The organism is Duganella alba (assembly GCF_009674495.1).
Lineage (GTDB): Bacteria > Pseudomonadota > Gammaproteobacteria > Burkholderiales > Burkholderiaceae_D > Rugamonas > Rugamonas alba.
In genome coordinates, this window is sequence record NZ_WKJN01000018.1 from 42,272 (window position 1) to 59,470 (window position 17,199).

Consider the following 17,199-nt stretch of genomic DNA (forward strand, 5'->3'; position numbering starts at 1 on the left):
AACACATGCGTTGGACCGCTATATCCGCCATCCTTGCATCGCTGCTGGCAACGCCGTTTGCCGGCGCCGCCGACGGCTACACCATGCGCGACTTCGACAAGGTGGCGAAGATCGACGCGCACCTGCATCTGCATGGCGAGAACCAGGACGCCTGGCTGGCGCTGGCACGCAAGGACAACTTCCGCGCGCTGACCATCAACGTCGACTATCCTGACTTTCCGTCGCTGGCGCAGCAGCGCCGCGTCGCCATTGCGGCAGCCCGCCAGCATCCGCGGCAGATCGCCTGGGCCGCCACCTTTTCCACCGAAGGTTTCGAAAAGCCCGACTGGAGCGCGGCCACGCTGAAAGACCTGGACGGCGCGGTGGCCAACGGCGCGGTCGGCGTCAAGGTGTGGAAGAACCTCGGCATGAGCCTGCGCGACAGCCAGGGCAGGCTGGTGATGGTTGACGATCCGCGTTTCGACACGCTGTTCGACGGCCTGGCGCAGCGCGGCGTGATGGTGCTGGGCCATCAGGGCGAACCGCACAACTGCTGGCTGCCGCTGGCGCAGATGACGGTGGAGAACGACCGCGAATACTTTGCGGCCCATCCGGCCTACCACATGTACAAGCATCCAGAGATGCCAAGCTATGAACAGCAGATGGCCGCGCGCGATCATCTGCTGGCCAGGCATCCCAAGCTGCGCTTCACCGGCGTGCACCTCGCTTCGCTGGAATATGACGTGGACCGGCTGGGGCGCTTCCTCGACACGCATCCCGGCGTGAACGTGGACGTGGCCGCGCGCATCGGGCAACTACAATACCAGTCGCAGCGCGACCGCGAGAAGATGCGCGCCTTCTTCATCAAGTACCAGGACCGGCTGATGTACGGCACCGACCTGGCGCAATCGACGGAGCAGGACGATGCCGGCTTCGTCAAGGACATGGATACGGTGTGGCGGCGCGACTGGCGGTACTTCGTCACCGCCGACAGCTTCGCCGTGCCGGAGCTGGACAAGCAAGTGCGCGGCCTGTCGCTGCCGCGCGCCGTGGTCGACAAGCTGTATCGGATCAATGCGGAAAAAGCCTATCCGCAAGCCTGGCATTAAAAAAAGGAGACAGATGAACAACCAATATGACCAACGCCGCCGCACCTTGCTGCAATGGCTGGCCGGCGCCGCCGTCGCGACCACCGTGGGCGAGGCCGGCGCCGCCGCCAAGGGCCAAGATGTGGCGCGCATCGGCGATACCGCCATGGCGCTGGAATTCGACAGCCAGCTGCGCTGCCGCGTGATCTCGCGGCGCGGACCGCGCCCGGCGGCGGTGACGGCCTTCGCCGCCAGCGAACGGCTGCAACTGCCGAACGGCCGCTGGATCGAGCGCTTTGCGCTGGTGTCGCAGGCGGCCGACCGCGTCGATGGGCCACATGGCTCCGGCGTGCGTCACCGGCTGACCGGGATGTCCCCCGAAGGCATCGAGAAAACGGTGACCATCACTTTCCATGAACGCCAGCCCGGCTTCGCCGTTATCCGCGTCTCCTACCGCAACACGACCGGCAAGCCGCTGCTGATCGCGGCGTGGGCCAACAGCGCGCATACGTTGCGTCCCGCGGCCGGCCGCAAGGCGGAATTCTGGACCTTCTCCGGCGCCACGCATCCCGACCGCCGCGACTGGGTGCAGCCGATGGTGTACGGCTTCGAACAGCGCAATTTCATGGGCATGAACGGCTCCGATTACGGCGGCGGCACGCCGGCGGCCGACGTCTGGCAGCGCGACTGCGGCCTGGCGGTCGGCCATCTGGACACCGTGCCGCGCCTGGTCGAACTGCCGGTGCGCGCGGTCGACGGCGGCGCCGCGCTGGCGGTCGAATTCAAACGCGAGGCGACGGTGCAGCCGGGCGACACGCTCGACACGCTGGAAACCTTCCTGGCGGTGCACACCGGCGACTATTTTGCCGCGCTGGACCAGTATCGCCAGCTGATGGCCGAACGCGGCCTGCGCTCGCCCGATGCGCCAGCAGAGTCCTATGAGCCGATCTGGTGCGCCTGGGGCTACGAGCGCGACTTCACCGTGCCGCTGATGGTGGGTACGCTACAAAAAGCCAAGGAGCTCGGTCTCGAATGGGCGGTGCTGGACGACGGCTGGCAGAACAACGAAGGCGACTGGAAGCTGGACGCCAAAAAATTCCCCAACGGCGAAGCCGACATGCGCGGCCTGGTGCAGACCGTCAAGGACGCCGGCCTGAAGGCGCGGCTGTGGATCACGCCGCTGGCGGTCGATCCCGGCTCGGACCTGCTGCACGACCACACCGACATGCTGTTGCTGGACAAGGAGGGCGCGCCGCAGCTGATCAGCTGGTGGAACAGCTTCTACCTGTGCCCGGCCTATCAGCCCACCATCGACATGACGCGCGACTGGATACGCAAGATCTTCGGCGAGTGGGGCTACCAGGGCCTGAAGATCGACGGCCAGCACCTGAATGGCGTGGCGCCGTGCTACAACCCCGCGCACAAGCACGCGCGGCCGGAGGAGTCGTTCGAAAAGCTGCAGGATTTCTGGAAGATGGTGTACGACACGGCGCGCGAGATCAATCCGAAGGCGGTTGTGGAACTGTGCCCGTGCGGCACTTCGTATGCCTTCCATAATTTCCCGTACATGAACCAGGCGCCGGCCTCGGACCCGCTGTCGTCCTGGCAGGTGCGCCACAAGGGCAAGACGCTGAAGGCGCTGATGGGACGTTCGGCGCCATACGCCGGCGACCACGTGGAACTGAGCGACGGCGGCGACGACTTCGCCTCGACGGTCGGCATCGGCGCCGTGCTGTCGACCAAGTTCACCTGGCCGGTCGATCCCAAGCCGAAGGACAGCTTCCTGCTGACGCCGGAACGCGAAGTTGTCTGGCGCAAGTGGATTGGCATCTACCGCGACAAGATGCTGGCCAACGGCGTGTATCGCGGCGAACTGTACGACATCGGCTTCGACAAGCCCGAGGGCCACGTGGTCGAGAAGGACGGTAAGACGTATTTCGCCTTCTTTGCGCCGCGCTGGGATGGGCCGGTCGAGATTCGCGGCCTGGGCCCGGGGCGCTGGCGCTTGCGCGACTATGCCAACGGCCGGGACATCGGCGAAGTCGAGGGCGGCCGCAGCCGCCTGACGCTGCGCTTTGAGCACGCGCTGCTGCTGGAGGCATCGCCCAAATGATGTGTCAGGCGTAGGGAGGGCGGGGCGGTGTACAATCTGGACGCTTAAATCAGTCCATACGTCCACATGCCCACTCGCCGTCTCGTCCTTGCCAGTTTAGCCATTCTCTCCGCGGCCGCCATCGTCGGCTGCAAAACGACTCCCGTGGCGGAGACGCCGATCCTGCAACCGCCTGTGGTTGAACCGCTGCCTCCCAAAAAGATCAAGATCGGCCTGGCGCTGGGCGGTGGCGCCGCGCGCGGTTTCGCGCACATCGGCGTGATCAAGGCGCTGGAGGCGCAGGGCATTTATCCGGACATCGTGGTCGGCACCAGCGCCGGCAGCGTGGTCGGCGCCCTGTACGCGGCCGGCAATACCGGCTTCCAGCTGCAAAAGCTGGCCATGGAAATGGACGAGGCATCGATTTCCGACTGGGCCGTGCCGCTGTTCCGCAAGAATACCGGTGTGCTGAAGGGCGAGGCCTTGCAGGCCTACGTCAACAAGTCGGTCAACAACCTGCCGATGGAAAAGCTGAAGATTCCGTTCGGCGCGGTGGCCACCGATCTGAAGGACGGCAAGCCGATCCTGTTCCAGCGCGGGAACACCGGCATGGCGGTGCGCGCGTCGTCGGCGGTGCCGGGCGTGTTCCAGCCGGTGACCATCAACGGCCACACCTATGTCGACGGCGGCCTGGTGGCGCCGGTGCCGGTGCGCTTTGCGCGCGACATGGGGGCGGACTTCGTCATCGCCGTCAACATCTCGACCCAGGCCGACGTCCAGGCCACCGTCAGCTCGCTGGACGTGATCATGCAGACCTTCTCCATCATGGGCCAGCGCATCAACGACTACGAGCTGCGCGACGCCGACATCGTCATCACGCCGCCGCTGGGCAAGATGGCCAGCAACGATTTCAATGGCCGCAACCAGGCGGTGCTGGCGGGCGAACAGGCCGCCGCGCAGGTGATGGCCCAGATCAAACAAAAACTCGAAGCGAAACGCAAACCATAAGGAAGCATTATGCAAACCAAGCCATACCTCACTCTCGCCGACGTCAAGAAAATCGCTGTGGCCGCAGAAGCGGAAGCCGTGGCCAATAACTGGGCGGTGAGCATCGCCATCGTTGACGACGGCGGCCACCTGCTGTGGCAACAGCGCCTGGATGGCGCCAATGCGCTGTCGTCGCACATCGCCCCGGCCAAGGCGCGCGTATCGGCGCTGGGCCGCCGCGAGTCCAAGCTGTATGAAGACGTGATCAACAACGGCCGCGTTTCCTTCCTGACCGCGCCGGCGCCGATGGCGGATGGCATGCTGGAAGGCGGCGTACCTGTCATCGTGGACGGCCACATCATCGGCGCCGTCGGCGTCTCGGGCGTCAAATCGAACGAAGATGCACAAATCGCCAAAGCCGGCATTGCTGCACTGAACTAAGCCGCGCTCCCCGCAAGACAAGAATGCCGTTTGGCTCAAAGCCAAGCGGCATTTTTTATTGTTCTCGCTTTGCTCTGTAAGATAATGAGGCGTGAGTCCTGAGCGCCGAGGAGAGGGGCATGAATACAAAATTTGATCTTTTTGTTAAGGAGCATGCTGGCGCTCTGGCTGAAAATAGCGCAGACCTTGAGGAAGAGAAAAAGATTTGGCTTAACAAGCTCGATGAGTTGTATGCCTTGGTCAAGGCGAGCCTGTCTGGTCATCTGGAAAATGGCGGTGGAGTCAAGTTTGATTTATCGGAGGTGGACATATACGAAGATCAGCTAGGGACGTATGCTGTGCCTTTTGCGACAATCACAATAGGTAGGCAGGTCGTCAAACTGATTCCCAAGGGTACTTTCTTAATCGGAGTGGCAGGGCGCGTGGATATGACGGGACCGCGCGGTGTAGTCCGGTTTGTCATCGTTCCGCGTGATGCTGTCGAGCCAAGGTTTCGCGCGCTTGATAACATTGCTAGCCTTGAATTGCCGAGGGACTGGATCTGGAAGATTTCAAGTCCTCCACCTCGCATCACTTAATGGACTTAACCGAAGACGCCTTCAGGGATGCGTTGATGGGGGTTGTCAATGGTTGATCGGCTCAGTTTCTCTCACCAAGAGTTGAGCTTGGATGAGATCGCCATCTACCATGAAGATGTTGAGACTGCGCTCTTTGATTTTTTCTCAGGGACTTCGCAAGCCTTGCTTGATCGTTATGCCGACGTCGGAAGGGAGGAGGCGCGTGACCGCTCATTGGCAGAGTTGGACTATTCAAGTTCGCTAGCAGATTACTTGCGCCGGGCATATGATCGTTGGCGAGATCCGCTATCCAAGGCAATGCGGAAGGTGTATCAACGCAAAGGCAGCAGAGCTCGCCTAGAGGAGGAGCTGATTTATCTCTGGGGTGATGTTGCGGCTTTGCCGAAGGTGCTGATATCTGGCCTGTTGGACGCATTCCAGTACCGCCACTGGTTAGCACATGGCCGTTACTGGACACCCAAGTTTGGCCGCCAATATGACTATGTTACGGTATTTATCATTGCTCAGAACTTCATCTGCGAAATGGATGCTTATAATGCGGCGAAGAGGTAGCGCAGACAAATAAACTGCCTGTGCCGCCTTGTCAGGCAGGGTGGATTTGGTTATAATTCAAAGGTTTAGCCAAATCACATCTCTACCGTAGCGACTACCACTCAATCCATCTTCAATCTGACCCTCACCCCCGGCGCGGCTTTGGCCTGGGTTGCTTGACGGTCGTCTGACGTGGCGCAGCTACGGTAACTTTATCAGGAGTTGCCCTTGCCGCCATTTTTTTCTGGCCCCGCCGTTCCAGCCATACTGGCCCTCGCTGACGGAACCATTTTCAAAGGTTTTTCGATCGGCGCCGCCGGCCATACCACCGGTGAAGTGGTCTTCAACACTTCCATGACCGGCTATCAGGAAATCCTCACCGATCCTTCCTACAGCCGCCAGATCGTCACGCTGACGTATCCCCACATCGGCAACTACGGCATCAACGCCGAAGACGTCGAAGCCTCCAAAGTGCACGCTGCCGGTCTAATCATCCGTGACCTGCCGCTGATCGCTTCCAATTTCCGCTCCACCCAATCGCTGGGCGACTACCTGAAGGCCGAGAACATCGTCGCCATCGCCGGTATCGACACGCGCAAGCTGACCCGCATCCTGCGCGAGAAGGGCGCCCAGTCCGGCGCCATCCTGGTCGGCACGCAAGGCAACGAGCCGTCGGCGTCGCAGGCGCTGGATCTGGCGCGCTCCTTCCCTGGCCTGTCCGGCATGGACCTGGCCAAGGTGGTGACCGTCAAGTCGGCCTACGAATACACCGAAACCGAGTGGACGCTCGGCGAAGGCTACGGCAAGCTGGCCGAAGCCGACACCAAGTTCCACGTGGTGGCCTACGACTTCGGCGTCAAGCGCAACATCCTGCGCATGCTGACCGCGCGCGGCTGCAAAGTCACCGTGGTGCCGGCGCAGACCAGCGCGGAAGACGTGCTGGCGCTGAATCCGGACGGCGTGTTCCTGTCGAACGGTCCGGGCGACCCTGAACCGTGCGATTACGCGATCGCCGCCGCCAAGGTCTTCATGGACAAGAAGCTGCCGCTGTTCGGCATCTGCCTCGGCCACCAGATCATGGGCCTGGCGTCCGGCGCCAAGACCCTGAAGATGAAATTCGGCCACCACGGCGCCAACCACCCGGTGCAGGACCTGGACAGCAAGAAGGTCATGATCACCTCGCAGAACCACGGTTTTGCGGTGGACCCGAACACGCTGCCGGCCAACTGCCGCGTAACCCACGTGTCGCTGTTCGACGGTTCGCTGCAAGGCTTCGCCCGCACCGATACGCCGGCCTTCTGCTTCCAGGGCCACCCTGAAGCATCGCCTGGCCCGACTGACGTCGCTTACCTGTTTGACCGCTTCATCGGCCTGATGGAAGCTACGGAGAAAAAATAAATGCCAAAACGTTCTGATATTAAAAGCATCCTGATTATTGGCGCTGGTCCGATCATCATCGGCCAGGCCTGCGAATTCGACTACTCCGGCGCCCAGGCCTGCAAGGCCCTGCGCGAAGAGGGCTACAAAGTCATCCTGGTCAACAGCAACCCTGCGACCATCATGACCGACCCGGAAATGGCCGACGTCACCTACATCGAGCCGATCACCTGGCAGATCGTCGAAAAGATCATCGCCAAGGAAAAGCCGGACGCGATCCTGCCGACCATGGGCGGCCAGACCGCGCTGAACTGCGCGCTGGACCTGCACCGTCACGGTGTGCTGGACAAGTACAAGGTTGAACTGATCGGCGCGACGCCGGAAGCCATCGACAAGGCCGAAGACCGCTCCAAGTTCAAGGACGCGATGACCAAGATCGGCCTGGGTTCGGCGCGCTCCGGCGTGGCGCACTCGCTGGACGAGGCATGGGCGGTACAGAAGGAAGTCGGCTTCCCGACCATCATCCGTCCATCGTTCACCATGGGCGGCAGCGGCGGCGGCATCGCCTACAACGAAGAAGAATTCGAAGCGATCTGCAAACGCGGCCTGGAAGCTTCGCCAACCAACGAGCTGCTGATCGAAGAATCGCTGCTGGGCTGGAAAGAGTACGAGATGGAAGTGGTGCGCGACAAGGCGGACAACTGCATCATCATCTGCTCGATCGAAAACCTGGATCCGATGGGCGTGCACACCGGCGACTCGATCACCGTGGCGCCGGCGCAAACGCTGACCGACAAGGAATACCAGATCATGCGCAACGCCTCGCTGGCGGTGCTGCGTGAAATCGGCGTCGACACCGGCGGCTCCAACGTGCAGTTCTCGATCAACCCGGCCGACGGCCGCATGATCGTCATCGAAATGAATCCGCGCGTGTCGCGTTCGTCGGCGCTGGCGTCGAAAGCCACCGGCTTCCCGATCGCCAAGGTGGCGGCCAAGCTGGCCGTCGGCTTCACGCTGGACGAGCTGCGCAACGAGATCACCGGCGGCGCCACCCCGGCCTCGTTCGAACCGTCGATCGACTACGTGGTCACCAAGATCCCGCGCTTCACGTTCGAGAAATTCCCGACCGCCGACCACCACCTGACCACCCAGATGAAATCCGTCGGTGAAGTGATGGCGATCGGCCGCACCTTCCAGGAATCGTTCCAGAAAGCGCTGCGCGGCCTGGAAGTGGGCGTCGATGGCCTGAACGAGAAAACCAAGGACCGCGAGAAGATCGAAGAGGAACTGGGCGAGCCGGGCCCGGAGCGCATCTGGTACGTGGGCGACGCCTTCGCGCAAGGCTTCACCATGGAAGAAGTGCACCAGCTGACCAAGATCGATCCATGGTTCCTGATCCAGATTAAAGAGATCGTCGACCTGGAGCTGTGGATGGACACGCAGAAGCTGGAACAGCTGGACAAGACCACGCTGTACAAGCTGAAACAGAAGGGCTTCTCGGACCGCCGCCTGGCCTTCCTACTGCAAACCACGCCAGCCGAAGTGCGCAAGTACCGCCATGGCCTGGGCATCCGTCCGGTGTACAAGCGCGTCGACACCTGCGCGGCGGAATTCGCGACCAACACCGCGTACATGTACTCGACCTACGATGAAGAGTGCGAGTCCAATCCGACCGACAAGAAGAAGATCATGGTGCTGGGCGGTGGCCCGAACCGTATCGGCCAGGGTATCGAATTCGACTACTGCTGCGTACACGCGGCGCTGGCGATGCGCGAAGACGGCTACGAGACCATCATGGTCAACTGCAATCCGGAGACCGTGTCGACCGACTACGATACCTCGGATCGCCTGTACTTCGAATCGCTGACGCTGGAAGACGTGCTGGAAATCGTCGAACTGGAAAAACCGGTCGGCGTGATCGTGCAGTACGGCGGCCAGACCCCGTTGAAACTGGCGCTGGACCTGGAAGCCAACGGTGTGCCGATCATCGGCACCTCGCCGGACATGATCGACGCCGCCGAAGACCGCGAGCGTTTCCAGAAGCTGCTGCAGGACCTGGGTCTGCGTCAGCCGCCTAACCGCACCGCGCGCACCGAAGCCGACGCCCTGGCGCTGGCGCAGGAAATCGGCTACCCGCTGGTGGTGCGTCCTTCCTACGTGCTGGGCGGCCGCGCGATGGAAATCGTCCACGAGCAGCGCGACCTGGAGCGCTACATGCGCGAAGCGGTCAAGGTGTCGAACGATTCGCCGGTGCTGCTGGACCGCTTCCTGAACGACGCCATCGAGTGCGACGTCGACTGCATTTCGGACGGCGAAACCACCTTCATCGGCGGCGTGATGGAACACATCGAACAGGCCGGCGTCCACTCGGGCGACTCGGCATGCTCGCTGCCACCGTACTCGCTGTCGCAGGAGACCATCGATGAGCTGAAGCGCCAGACCTCGCTGATGGCCAAGGGTCTGAACGTGGTCGGCCTGATGAACGTGCAGTTCGCGATCCAGAAGCAGGACGGCCAGGACGTGGTCTACGTGCTGGAAGTGAACCCGCGCGCATCGCGCACCGTGCCTTACGTGTCGAAGGCCACCGGCCTGCAGCTGGCGAAGATCGCCGCGCGCTGCATGGTCGGTCAGAAGCTGGCGGACCAGGGCGTGACCAAAGAAGTCGTGCCGCCGTACTACAGCGTCAAGGAAGCCGTGTTCCCGTTCGTGAAATTCCCGGGCGTGGACACCATCCTCGGCCCTGAGATGAAATCGACCGGTGAAGTGATGGGCGTCGGTAAAACCTTCGGCGAAGCCTTCGTCAAGTCGCAGATGGGCGCCGGCGTCAAGCTGCCGAAGTCGGGCAAGGTGTTCCTGTCGGTGAAATCGTCGGACAAGCCGCGCGCCGTGAAAGTGGCGCGCGACCTGGTCGACATGGGCTTCACGCTGGCGGCCACCAAGGGCACCGCTGCGGTGATCGCGGCGGCCGGCATTCCGGTCACCGCGGTGAACAAGGTGGTCGAAGGCCGTCCGCACATCGTCGACATGATCAAGAACCATGAAATTGTCCTGGTCATCAACACGGTGGAAGAGAAGCGCAACGCCATCATCGATTCGCGCGCCATCCGCACCTCGTCGCTGGCGTCGCGCGTGACCACGTACACCACCATCGCCGGCGCCGAGGCGGCGGTCGAAGGCATCCGCCATCTGGACGATTTGCGTGTGTACGATTTACAAGGGCTGCATAAAACCTTACACTAAGGCTTAGAGGTTTAGGTAGTACCCATTAACCACAGAGCTCGCGCTGCAGGTTGGCGTGGCCTCTGTGGTTTTCCATTGTAAAAACAGAGTAAATAAACAACATGACTTCAGTTCCACTTACCAAGTTCGGCGCAGAACTCCTGAAAGATGAGTTGCACCAGTTGAAGACCAAAGAACGCCGTATCGTGATCGACGCGATTGCCGAAGCACGCTCGCATGGCGACCTGTCGGAAAACGCCGAGTACGATGCCGCCAAGGAGCGCCAGGCGTTCGTGGAAGGCCGCATCGCGGAACTGGAAGGCAAGTTGAGCGCCGCGCAAATCATCGACCCGGCCACGCTGGACGCGGAAGGCCGCGTGGTGTTCGCGTCGACGGTGGACCTGGAAGACCTGGAATCGGGCGCGAAAGTGACCTACCAGATCGTCGGCATCGATGAAGCCGACCTGAAACTGAGCAAAGTGTCGGTGACCTCGCCGATCGCCCGCGCGCTGATCGGCAAGTCGGCCGGCGACGTGGTGGAAGTGCAGGCCCCATCGGGTCCGCGCGAATACGAGATTCTGGAAGTGCGCTACATCTGATGCTACTCGCCCGCACACGTTTGCTGGTCGCGACCCTGTGGGCCGGCAGTTTATGGGCGGTGGGCTATCTGGCCGCGCCGACCCTGTTCGCCACGCTGAGTGATCGCGTGCTTGCCGGCACCCTGGCCGGCCAATTGTTCACCAACCAGGCCTGGCTGTCGATCGCCTGCGCGCTGGTGATGCTGGTGTTGCTGTGGGCGACCCAGACCAGCACCGGCGGCATCTTTGCCGGACCGGCCGCCAATATGGCGGCCAAGTCGCGCCGGACCTTGCTGATTATCGTGCTGGTGATGTTGGCGTGCACGCTGGTGTCGCACTTCGGCCTGCAGCCGATGATGGCGACGCTGCGCGCGGCGGCAGGGCCGGGCGGCGTGATGGAAGGCGCCGCGAAGAACGAATTCGGCATCCTGCACGGCATTTCCAGCGTCATCTACCTGGTGCAAAGCCTGCTGGCCGCGTGGCTGGTGGTGAAACAGTAATAACACTTCGCTCCCGCTGGCGCGGGAGCGATCGCTCTTTCAATCTTACTTCGAGCCGAGTGCGCTTTTCTTGGCAGACTTCTGCAGTGGCTTGGCGCGCTTGATGTTGCCGCCCTGGGTCACGCGTTCATTTCCCTTGAGCAGGACTTTGGTCACCGACGGACGCTTGGTGCCGCTGGCGCTGGCCTTGACGATGGTCACTTCGCGCAGGCCCTTGCCGGACGAGCTGCGGGCTTTCTCGGTTTCCACTTTCGGGCGGTACAGCACGAACAGCTTGCCGATGTGCTGCACCGGCGCCGCTTTCAGCTGCTCGGTGATGCTCTCGTACATGGCCACACGGGCTTCGCGGTCGTCACCGAACACGCGCACCTTGATCAGGCCATGGGAATCGAGTCCCAGCGAGATTTCCTTGAGGACGTTGGCGGTCAGGCCGTCAGCGCCGATCAGGACGATAGGTTTCAGGCCATGGGCCTCGGCGCGCAGCGCGCTGCGCTCAGCGGGTGTAAGTTTGATCATAAAATTTCTTTTTGTAGGTTCCTTAAAGGCAGTATTCTACGCGAATGGCTAAGAACAAAATAAACAAAAACTGGATTCACGATCATATTAACGATCCTTACGTGAAATTGGCCCAGAAAGAGGGCTATCGCGCCCGTGCGGCTTTCAAATTGAAAGAGATAGACGAAGAGGAGAAGCTGATCAAACCCGGCCAGGTCATTGTCGACCTGGGCTGTACGCCGGGCAGCTGGGGCCAGTACGCCCGGCGCAAATTGTCGGGCAAGGAGGGCGGCGGCATCAACGGCACCCTGATCGGCCTCGACATGCTGCCGATGGAGCCGATCGCCGATTTCCACTTCATCCAGGGCGATTTCCGCGAGGCCGACGTGCTGCAGCAGCTCGAAGCCGTGGTGCAGGGCCAAAAAGTTGACCTGGTGTTATCGGATATGGCGCCCAACCTGTCCGGCATCCACGATTCCGACGCCGCCCGCATGGAACATCTGATCGACCTGGCGATCGAGTTTTCCCAGGCCCATTTGAAACCGGGCGGCGCCTTGCTGGTCAAATGTTTTAAAGACATGGGCTTCAACGACATCGTGCTCAAATTCCGTGCCGAATTTAAAACAGTGACGCAAAAGAAACCAAAAGCCAGCCGCGACAAATCGTCCGAGATATTCCTGCTGGGCCGCGGCCTGAAAAACCCCACCGATGGGATGGCCTCGGCACAACCGCTGGATTCCGAGGGCTGGCGCCCTTGATATTTGACGAACAAGCCGCACATCGACCCTGGGAAAGCGGTTTTTTGACTTGATTGCAGCCTTAATTTAGTCAAATAATGTGATTTTCAGCCGGTTTTTGACCGGCGCACGGCAGGGTTCTGGCACCGCCTGCCTATTGCGAGTAAAATCGAATGAATATCAGCCAGGTTTATCGATGCGTCTCGCATCCAAGGAGTTTTCGTGAATAACATGTTTTCCAAATCAGCCATCTGGGTAGTCGTGGTACTGCTCCTGCTTATGCTGTACAAGCAGTTTGATAGCCATGGCGTAACCGGTGGAGCCAAAACCATCGCTTATTCCGACTTGCTGGATGACGTGAAAGCCAAACGCATCAAGGACGTCGTGATTGAAGGCGGCAGCATCACCGCCACCCGCAGCGACGACACCAAGGTCCGCACCACGGTAACCGTGCTCGACCGCGGCCTGATCGGCGACCTGCGCGACAACGGCATCCATTTCGACGTCAAACCGCCTGAGGAACCATCGTTCCTGTCGCAGGTGTTTGTCTCCTGGTTCCCGATGCTGCTGCTGATCGGCGTGTGGATCTTCTTCATGCGCCAGATGCAGGGCGGCGGCAAGGGCGGCGCGTTCTCCTTCGGCAAGTCGAAGGCGCGCATGATGGATGAAACCAACAACACCGTCACCCTGTCCGACGTGGCGGGCTGCGATGAAGCCAAGGAAGAAGTCGGCGAGATCGTCGACTTCCTGAAAGACCCGAGCAAATTCCAGAAACTGGGCGGCCGCATTCCACGCGGCGTGCTGATGGTCGGTCCGCCAGGCACGGGTAAAACCCTGCTGGCGCGCGCCATCGCCGGCGAAGCCAAGGTGCCGTTCTTCTCGATTTCCGGTTCGGACTTCGTTGAAATGTTCGTCGGCGTCGGCGCGTCCCGCGTGCGCGACATGTTCGAGAACGCCAAGAAGCATTCGCCGTGCATCATCTTCATCGACGAGATCGACGCGGTCGGCCGTCACCGTGGCGCCGGCATGGGCGGCGGCAACGACGAACGCGAACAGACGCTGAATCAGCTGCTGGTGGAAATGGACGGCTTTGAAGCGCAGTCCGGCGTGATCGTCATCGCCGCCACCAACCGCGCCGACGTGCTGGACAAGGCGCTGCTGCGTCCGGGCCGTTTCGACCGCCAGGTCAACGTTGGCCTGCCGGACATCCGCGGCCGCGAACAGATCCTGAACGTGCACATGCGCAAAGTGCCGATCGGCACCGACGTCAAGGCCGACATCCTGGCCCGTGGCACGCCAGGCTTCTCGGGCGCCGACCTGGCCAACCTGGTCAACGAGGCTGCGCTGTTTGCCGCCCGTCGCTCGAAACGCCTGGTCGACATGGCTGACTTCGAAGACGCCAAGGACAAGATCTACATGGGTCCGGAGCGCAAGTCGATGGTCATCCGCGAAGATGAACGCCGCAATACCGCGTACCACGAATCTGGCCACGCGGTGGTCGCCAAGCTGCTGCCGAAGGCCGATCCGGTCCACAAAGTGACCATCATGCCGCGCGGCTGGGCACTGGGCCTGACCTGGCAGCTGCCGGAGCACGACAATATCTCGGGCTACAAGGACAAGATGCTGGAAGAGATTTCCATCCTGTTCGGCGGCCGTATCGCGGAAGAGATCTTCGTCGGCCAGATGTCGACCGGCGCCTCGAACGACTTCTCGCGCGCCACCAAGCTGGCCCGTTCGATGGTCACCAAGTTCGGCATGTCCGATGCGCTGGGCGTGATGGTGTACGAGGATACGCAGAACGACGGCTTCATGGGCGGTTCGAATAAAACCATCTCGGAAGCCACGCAGCAGAAGGTGGATGCGGAAATCCGCAACATCCTGGACACGCAATACGCGCTGGCCCGCAAGCTGCTGTCGGAGAACCGTGACAAGGTCGAAGTGATGACCAAGGCGCTGCTGGAATGGGAAACCATCGATGCGGACCAGATCAACGACATCATGGCCGGCCTGGAGCCGCGTCCGCCGAAAGCTGGCGTGACGATCCGCAAACAGCCTCCTGGCGATGGCGGCAGCGGCGTATCGCCTAGCGTGACCGCACCGGCCTAAGCGGCGCCCGCGTAGCCATCAGCGTATCAATCAAGGGTGAGGAGCAATCCTCGCCCTTTTTCATTTCAGTTTCACATGCAATCTACCTTACAGTTTGGCCGTTTTAATTACCCGTGGCGGGGGCAGGGCGTGCGCGCCCGCGTGATGGGCATCCTCAACGTGACGCCCGATTCGTTTTCCGATGGCGGCAACTACCAGTCGCTGGAGTTCGCGCTGTCGCATGCCGAGCAGATGATCCAGGACGGCGTCGACATCATCGACGTCGGCGGCGAATCGACCCGTCCCGGCTCGCCGGCCGTGTCGCTGGAAGACGAGCTGCAGCGCGTGATGCCGGTGCTGTACGCCGTGCGCGACATGGGCCCGGCCATCTCGGTCGACACCTACAAGCCACAGGTGATGCGCGAAGCCATCATCGCCGGCGTCGACATGATCAACGACATCAACGGTTTCCGCGCGCCGGGCGCCATCGAGGCGGTGCGCGACAGCGACTGCGCGCTGTGCATCATGCACATGCAGAGCGATCCGCAACACATGCAGCTGGCGCCGGCCTATACGGACGTGGTGGACGAGGTGATCGCCTTCCTGCGCGAGCGCGCCGCGGCGCTGCTGGCGGCCGGTATTGATCCACGTCGACTTTGCATCGATCCCGGCTTTGGCTTTGGCAAGACTGTGGAGCATAATTACGCCTTGCTGAAGGCGACCGCGCGCCTGATTGACGAACTGAACCTGCCGCTGCTGGCGGGTCTGTCGCGCAAGTCGATGGTCGGCGCGGTGACCGGCAAGCCGGTCGAGCAGCGCATGGCCGGCAGCGTCGGCGGCGCCCTGGCGGCGGTGGCGCAGGGCGCGCTGATCGTGCGCGTGCACGACGTGGCGGAGACGGTCGACGCCCTGAAGGTTTGGCAAGCGGCACAATAAAATAACGACTTAAAAGAGCACACACATGGCACGTAAATATTTTGGCACCGACGGCATCCGCGGTCTGGTCGGCGAAGCACCCATCACCCCTGACTTCGTCATGCGCCTCGGCTACGCGGCAGGCAAGGTCCTGGCCAGCAAGCGCTCCGGCGCCGGCCGCCCGACCGTCCTGATCGGCAAGGACACCCGCATCTCCGGCTACATGCTGGAAGCCGCGCTGGAAGCCGGCTTCTCGGCCGCCGGCGTCGACGTCATGCTGGCCGGCCCGATGCCGACGCCCGCCATCGCCTACCTGACGCGCGCGCTGCGCCTGTCGGCCGGCGTGGTGATCTCGGCGTCGCACAACCCGTTCCAGGACAACGGCATCAAGTTCTTCTCGGCGCAGGGCGCCAAGCTGCCGGACGCGGTCGAGCTCGACATCGAAGCCGAACTGGACCAGCCTATGAACTGCGTGCCGTCGGAAAAACTGGGCCGCGCCAAGCGCCTGGACGACGCCCAGGGCCGTTACATCGAATTCTGCAAGAGCACCTTCCCGAACGAACTGGACCTGCGCGGCCTGAAAGTGGTGGTCGATTGCGCCCACGGCGCCGCCTACAACATCGCACCGCACGTGTTCCATGAGCTGGGCGCGGAAGTGATCGCCATCGGCAACAAGCCGGACGGCTTCAACATCAACCTGGAACACGGCGCCACCGCGCCGGCCGCCATGGCCGCCGCCGTGCGCGCCCACGGCGCCGACCTCGGCATCGCGCTGGACGGTGACGCCGACCGCCTGATCATGTGCGACGCCAACGGCCGCCTGTATAACGGCGACGAGCTGCTGTACCTGATGGTGATGGACCGCCTGGCCACCGGCCCGGTGGCCGGCGCCGTCGGCACGCTGATGACCAATATGGCGGTCGAAGTGGCGCTGAAAGAGAAGGGCATCGGCTTCGCGCGCGCCAAGGTGGGCGACCGCTACGTGCTGGAAGTGATGCAGGAGAAGGGCTGGAACCTGGGCGGCGAAGGCTCGGGCCACCTGCTGGCGCTCGACAAGCACACCACCGGCGACGGCATCATCTCGGCGCTGCAAGTGCTGTCGGCGCTGAAGCGCGCCGGCAAGTCGCTGGAAGAGTGCTGCGCCGACCTGACCATCTTCCCGCAGACGCTGATCAACGTGCGCGTGGCGCCCGGCTTCGACTGGACCAAGAACGCCGCCATGGTGGCTGAAAAGGAAAAGGTCGAGGCCGAGCTGGGCGACAGCGGCCGCGTGCTGATCCGCGCCTCGGGCACCGAACCGCTGATCCGCGTGATGGTCGAGGCGCGCGACGCCAACGCCGCCCAATCGATGGCGCGCCGCATTGCCGACAAGGTGGAAAGCCAGCTTGCTGCGTAAAAATTTAAATCGCCTGCTTTGATTGACGGAATGGGCGACAACGACTAGAATACTGGTCTTCGGAGTGTAGCGCAGCCCGGTAGCGCACCTGGTTTGGGACCAGGGGGTCCAAGGTTCGAATCCTTGTACTCCGACCAAGAACTTTTAAACGGGTTGTCGAAAGACAGCCCGTTTTTCATTTCCGCCGCAGATTCCTGCGGC

General features: G+C 62.0%; 15 protein-coding genes and 1 tRNA gene. 15 read left to right on the top strand and 1 reads right to left on the bottom strand.

Annotation, left to right across the window (positions count from 1 at the left end; genetic code table 11):
- The first annotated feature begins 5 nt into the window (after positions 1-5).
- The 10 genes from GJ695_RS17905 (at position 6) to GJ695_RS17950 (ending at position 11,370) form a co-directional block, all read left to right on the top strand.
- On the top strand, positions 6-1,088 hold the full coding sequence (locus tag GJ695_RS17905; protein WP_154367084.1) for an amidohydrolase family protein: 1,083 nt from the start codon (positions 6-8) through the stop codon (positions 1,086-1,088).
- Between the two features lie 13 nt (positions 1,089-1,101).
- Positions 1,102-3,180 (top strand): glycoside hydrolase family 36 protein, encoded by a 2,079-nt coding sequence (locus tag GJ695_RS17910; RefSeq protein ID WP_154367086.1) that lies wholly within the window; start codon positions 1,102-1,104, stop codon positions 3,178-3,180.
- A 66-nt stretch (positions 3,181-3,246) separates the two neighbouring features.
- The gene (locus GJ695_RS17915; protein ID WP_154367088.1) at positions 3,247-4,167 is read left to right on the top strand and encodes a patatin-like phospholipase family protein; all 921 of its coding nucleotides are present in this window, start codon (positions 3,247-3,249) and stop codon (positions 4,165-4,167) included.
- Between the two features lie 9 nt (positions 4,168-4,176).
- Complete coding sequence (locus GJ695_RS17920; protein WP_110848394.1) at positions 4,177-4,587, top strand: GlcG/HbpS family heme-binding protein; 411 nt, start codon at positions 4,177-4,179, stop codon at positions 4,585-4,587.
- 119 nt (positions 4,588-4,706) lie between these two features.
- Entirely contained in the window at positions 4,707-5,165 is a 459-nt protein-coding gene (locus tag GJ695_RS17925) for a hypothetical protein (protein WP_154367090.1), read from the top strand.
- Between the two features lie 87 nt (positions 5,166-5,252).
- On the top strand, positions 5,253-5,717 hold the full coding sequence (locus tag GJ695_RS17930) for a hypothetical protein (protein ID WP_154367092.1): 465 nt from the start codon (positions 5,253-5,255) through the stop codon (positions 5,715-5,717).
- A 207-nt stretch (positions 5,718-5,924) separates the two neighbouring features.
- The gene (gene carA / locus GJ695_RS17935) at positions 5,925-7,094 is read left to right on the top strand and encodes a glutamine-hydrolyzing carbamoyl-phosphate synthase small subunit (RefSeq protein ID WP_154367094.1); all 1,170 of its coding nucleotides are present in this window, start codon (positions 5,925-5,927) and stop codon (positions 7,092-7,094) included.
- A complete protein-coding gene (gene carB, locus GJ695_RS17940; protein ID WP_154367096.1) occupies positions 7,095-10,313 on the top strand; it encodes a carbamoyl-phosphate synthase large subunit in 3,219 nt (1,072 codons plus the stop codon).
- Between the two features lie 101 nt (positions 10,314-10,414).
- On the top strand, positions 10,415-10,891 hold the full coding sequence (gene greA, locus GJ695_RS17945) for a transcription elongation factor GreA (RefSeq protein WP_154359891.1): 477 nt from the start codon (positions 10,415-10,417) through the stop codon (positions 10,889-10,891).
- Complete coding sequence (locus GJ695_RS17950; RefSeq protein WP_154359892.1) at positions 10,891-11,370, top strand: DUF4149 domain-containing protein; 480 nt, start codon at positions 10,891-10,893, stop codon at positions 11,368-11,370. Before greA ends, GJ695_RS17950 begins: the two co-directional genes overlap by 1 nt.
- Positions 11,371-11,415: 45 nt before the next feature.
- Here the strand turns inward: GJ695_RS17950 and GJ695_RS17955 are convergent, their stop codons facing one another.
- Positions 11,416-11,886 carry a YhbY family RNA-binding protein gene (locus GJ695_RS17955; protein WP_154359893.1) on the bottom strand — a complete coding sequence of 157 codons (471 nt, stop codon included), beginning with the start codon at positions 11,884-11,886 and terminating at the stop codon, positions 11,416-11,418.
- A 44-nt stretch (positions 11,887-11,930) separates the two neighbouring features.
- On the opposite strand from GJ695_RS17955, the gene GJ695_RS17960 reads away from it, so the two are divergent.
- The 5 genes from GJ695_RS17960 (at position 11,931) to GJ695_RS17980 (ending at position 17,135) form a co-directional block, all read left to right on the top strand.
- Positions 11,931-12,623, top strand: coding sequence for an RlmE family RNA methyltransferase (locus GJ695_RS17960; RefSeq protein WP_154367098.1), 693 nt, complete (start codon positions 11,931-11,933; stop codon positions 12,621-12,623).
- Positions 12,624-12,824: 201 nt separating this feature from the next.
- The gene (gene ftsH / locus GJ695_RS17965; RefSeq protein WP_166455274.1) at positions 12,825-14,708 is read left to right on the top strand and encodes an ATP-dependent zinc metalloprotease FtsH; all 1,884 of its coding nucleotides are present in this window, start codon (positions 12,825-12,827) and stop codon (positions 14,706-14,708) included.
- A gap of 75 nt (positions 14,709-14,783) precedes the next feature.
- Positions 14,784-15,623, top strand: a complete 840-nt coding sequence (gene folP, locus GJ695_RS17970) for a dihydropteroate synthase (protein ID WP_154367102.1) — start codon at positions 14,784-14,786, stop codon at positions 15,621-15,623.
- Positions 15,624-15,648: 25 nt separating this feature from the next.
- Positions 15,649-16,998: a phosphoglucosamine mutase gene (glmM, locus tag GJ695_RS17975; protein WP_154359897.1), complete on the top strand. Its 1,350-nt coding sequence runs from the start codon at positions 15,649-15,651 to the stop codon at positions 16,996-16,998.
- A gap of 60 nt (positions 16,999-17,058) precedes the next feature.
- Positions 17,059-17,135 (top strand) — tRNA-Pro (locus GJ695_RS17980).
- The last annotated feature ends 64 nt before the right edge of the window (positions 17,136-17,199 follow it).

Excerpts from the sequence above, each read along its gene's own strand:
- GJ695_RS17960 (WP_154367098.1), top strand. The coding sequence starts at position 11,931 with ATGGCTAAGAACAAAATAAACAAAAACTGGATTCACGATCATATTAAC.
- GJ695_RS17905 (WP_154367084.1), top strand. The coding sequence starts at position 6 with ATGCGTTGGACCGCTATATCCGCCATCCTTGCATCGCTGCTGGCAACG.
- GJ695_RS17950 (WP_154359892.1), top strand. The coding sequence starts at position 10,891 with ATGCTACTCGCCCGCACACGTTTGCTGGTCGCGACCCTGTGGGCCGGC.
- GJ695_RS17920 (WP_110848394.1), top strand. The coding sequence starts at position 4,177 with ATGCAAACCAAGCCATACCTCACTCTCGCCGACGTCAAGAAAATCGCT.
- GJ695_RS17915 (WP_154367088.1), top strand. The coding sequence starts at position 3,247 with ATGCCCACTCGCCGTCTCGTCCTTGCCAGTTTAGCCATTCTCTCCGCG.
- GJ695_RS17925 (WP_154367090.1), top strand. The coding sequence starts at position 4,707 with ATGAATACAAAATTTGATCTTTTTGTTAAGGAGCATGCTGGCGCTCTG.
- GJ695_RS17955 (WP_154359893.1), bottom strand. The coding sequence starts at position 11,886 with ATGATCAAACTTACACCCGCTGAGCGCAGCGCGCTGCGCGCCGAGGCC.
- folP (WP_154367102.1), top strand. The coding sequence starts at position 14,784 with ATGCAATCTACCTTACAGTTTGGCCGTTTTAATTACCCGTGGCGGGGG.
- glmM (WP_154359897.1), top strand. The coding sequence starts at position 15,649 with ATGGCACGTAAATATTTTGGCACCGACGGCATCCGCGGTCTGGTCGGC.
- carB (WP_154367096.1), top strand. The coding sequence starts at position 7,095 with ATGCCAAAACGTTCTGATATTAAAAGCATCCTGATTATTGGCGCTGGT.
- GJ695_RS17910 (WP_154367086.1), top strand. The coding sequence starts at position 1,102 with ATGAACAACCAATATGACCAACGCCGCCGCACCTTGCTGCAATGGCTG.
- greA (WP_154359891.1), top strand. The coding sequence starts at position 10,415 with ATGACTTCAGTTCCACTTACCAAGTTCGGCGCAGAACTCCTGAAAGAT.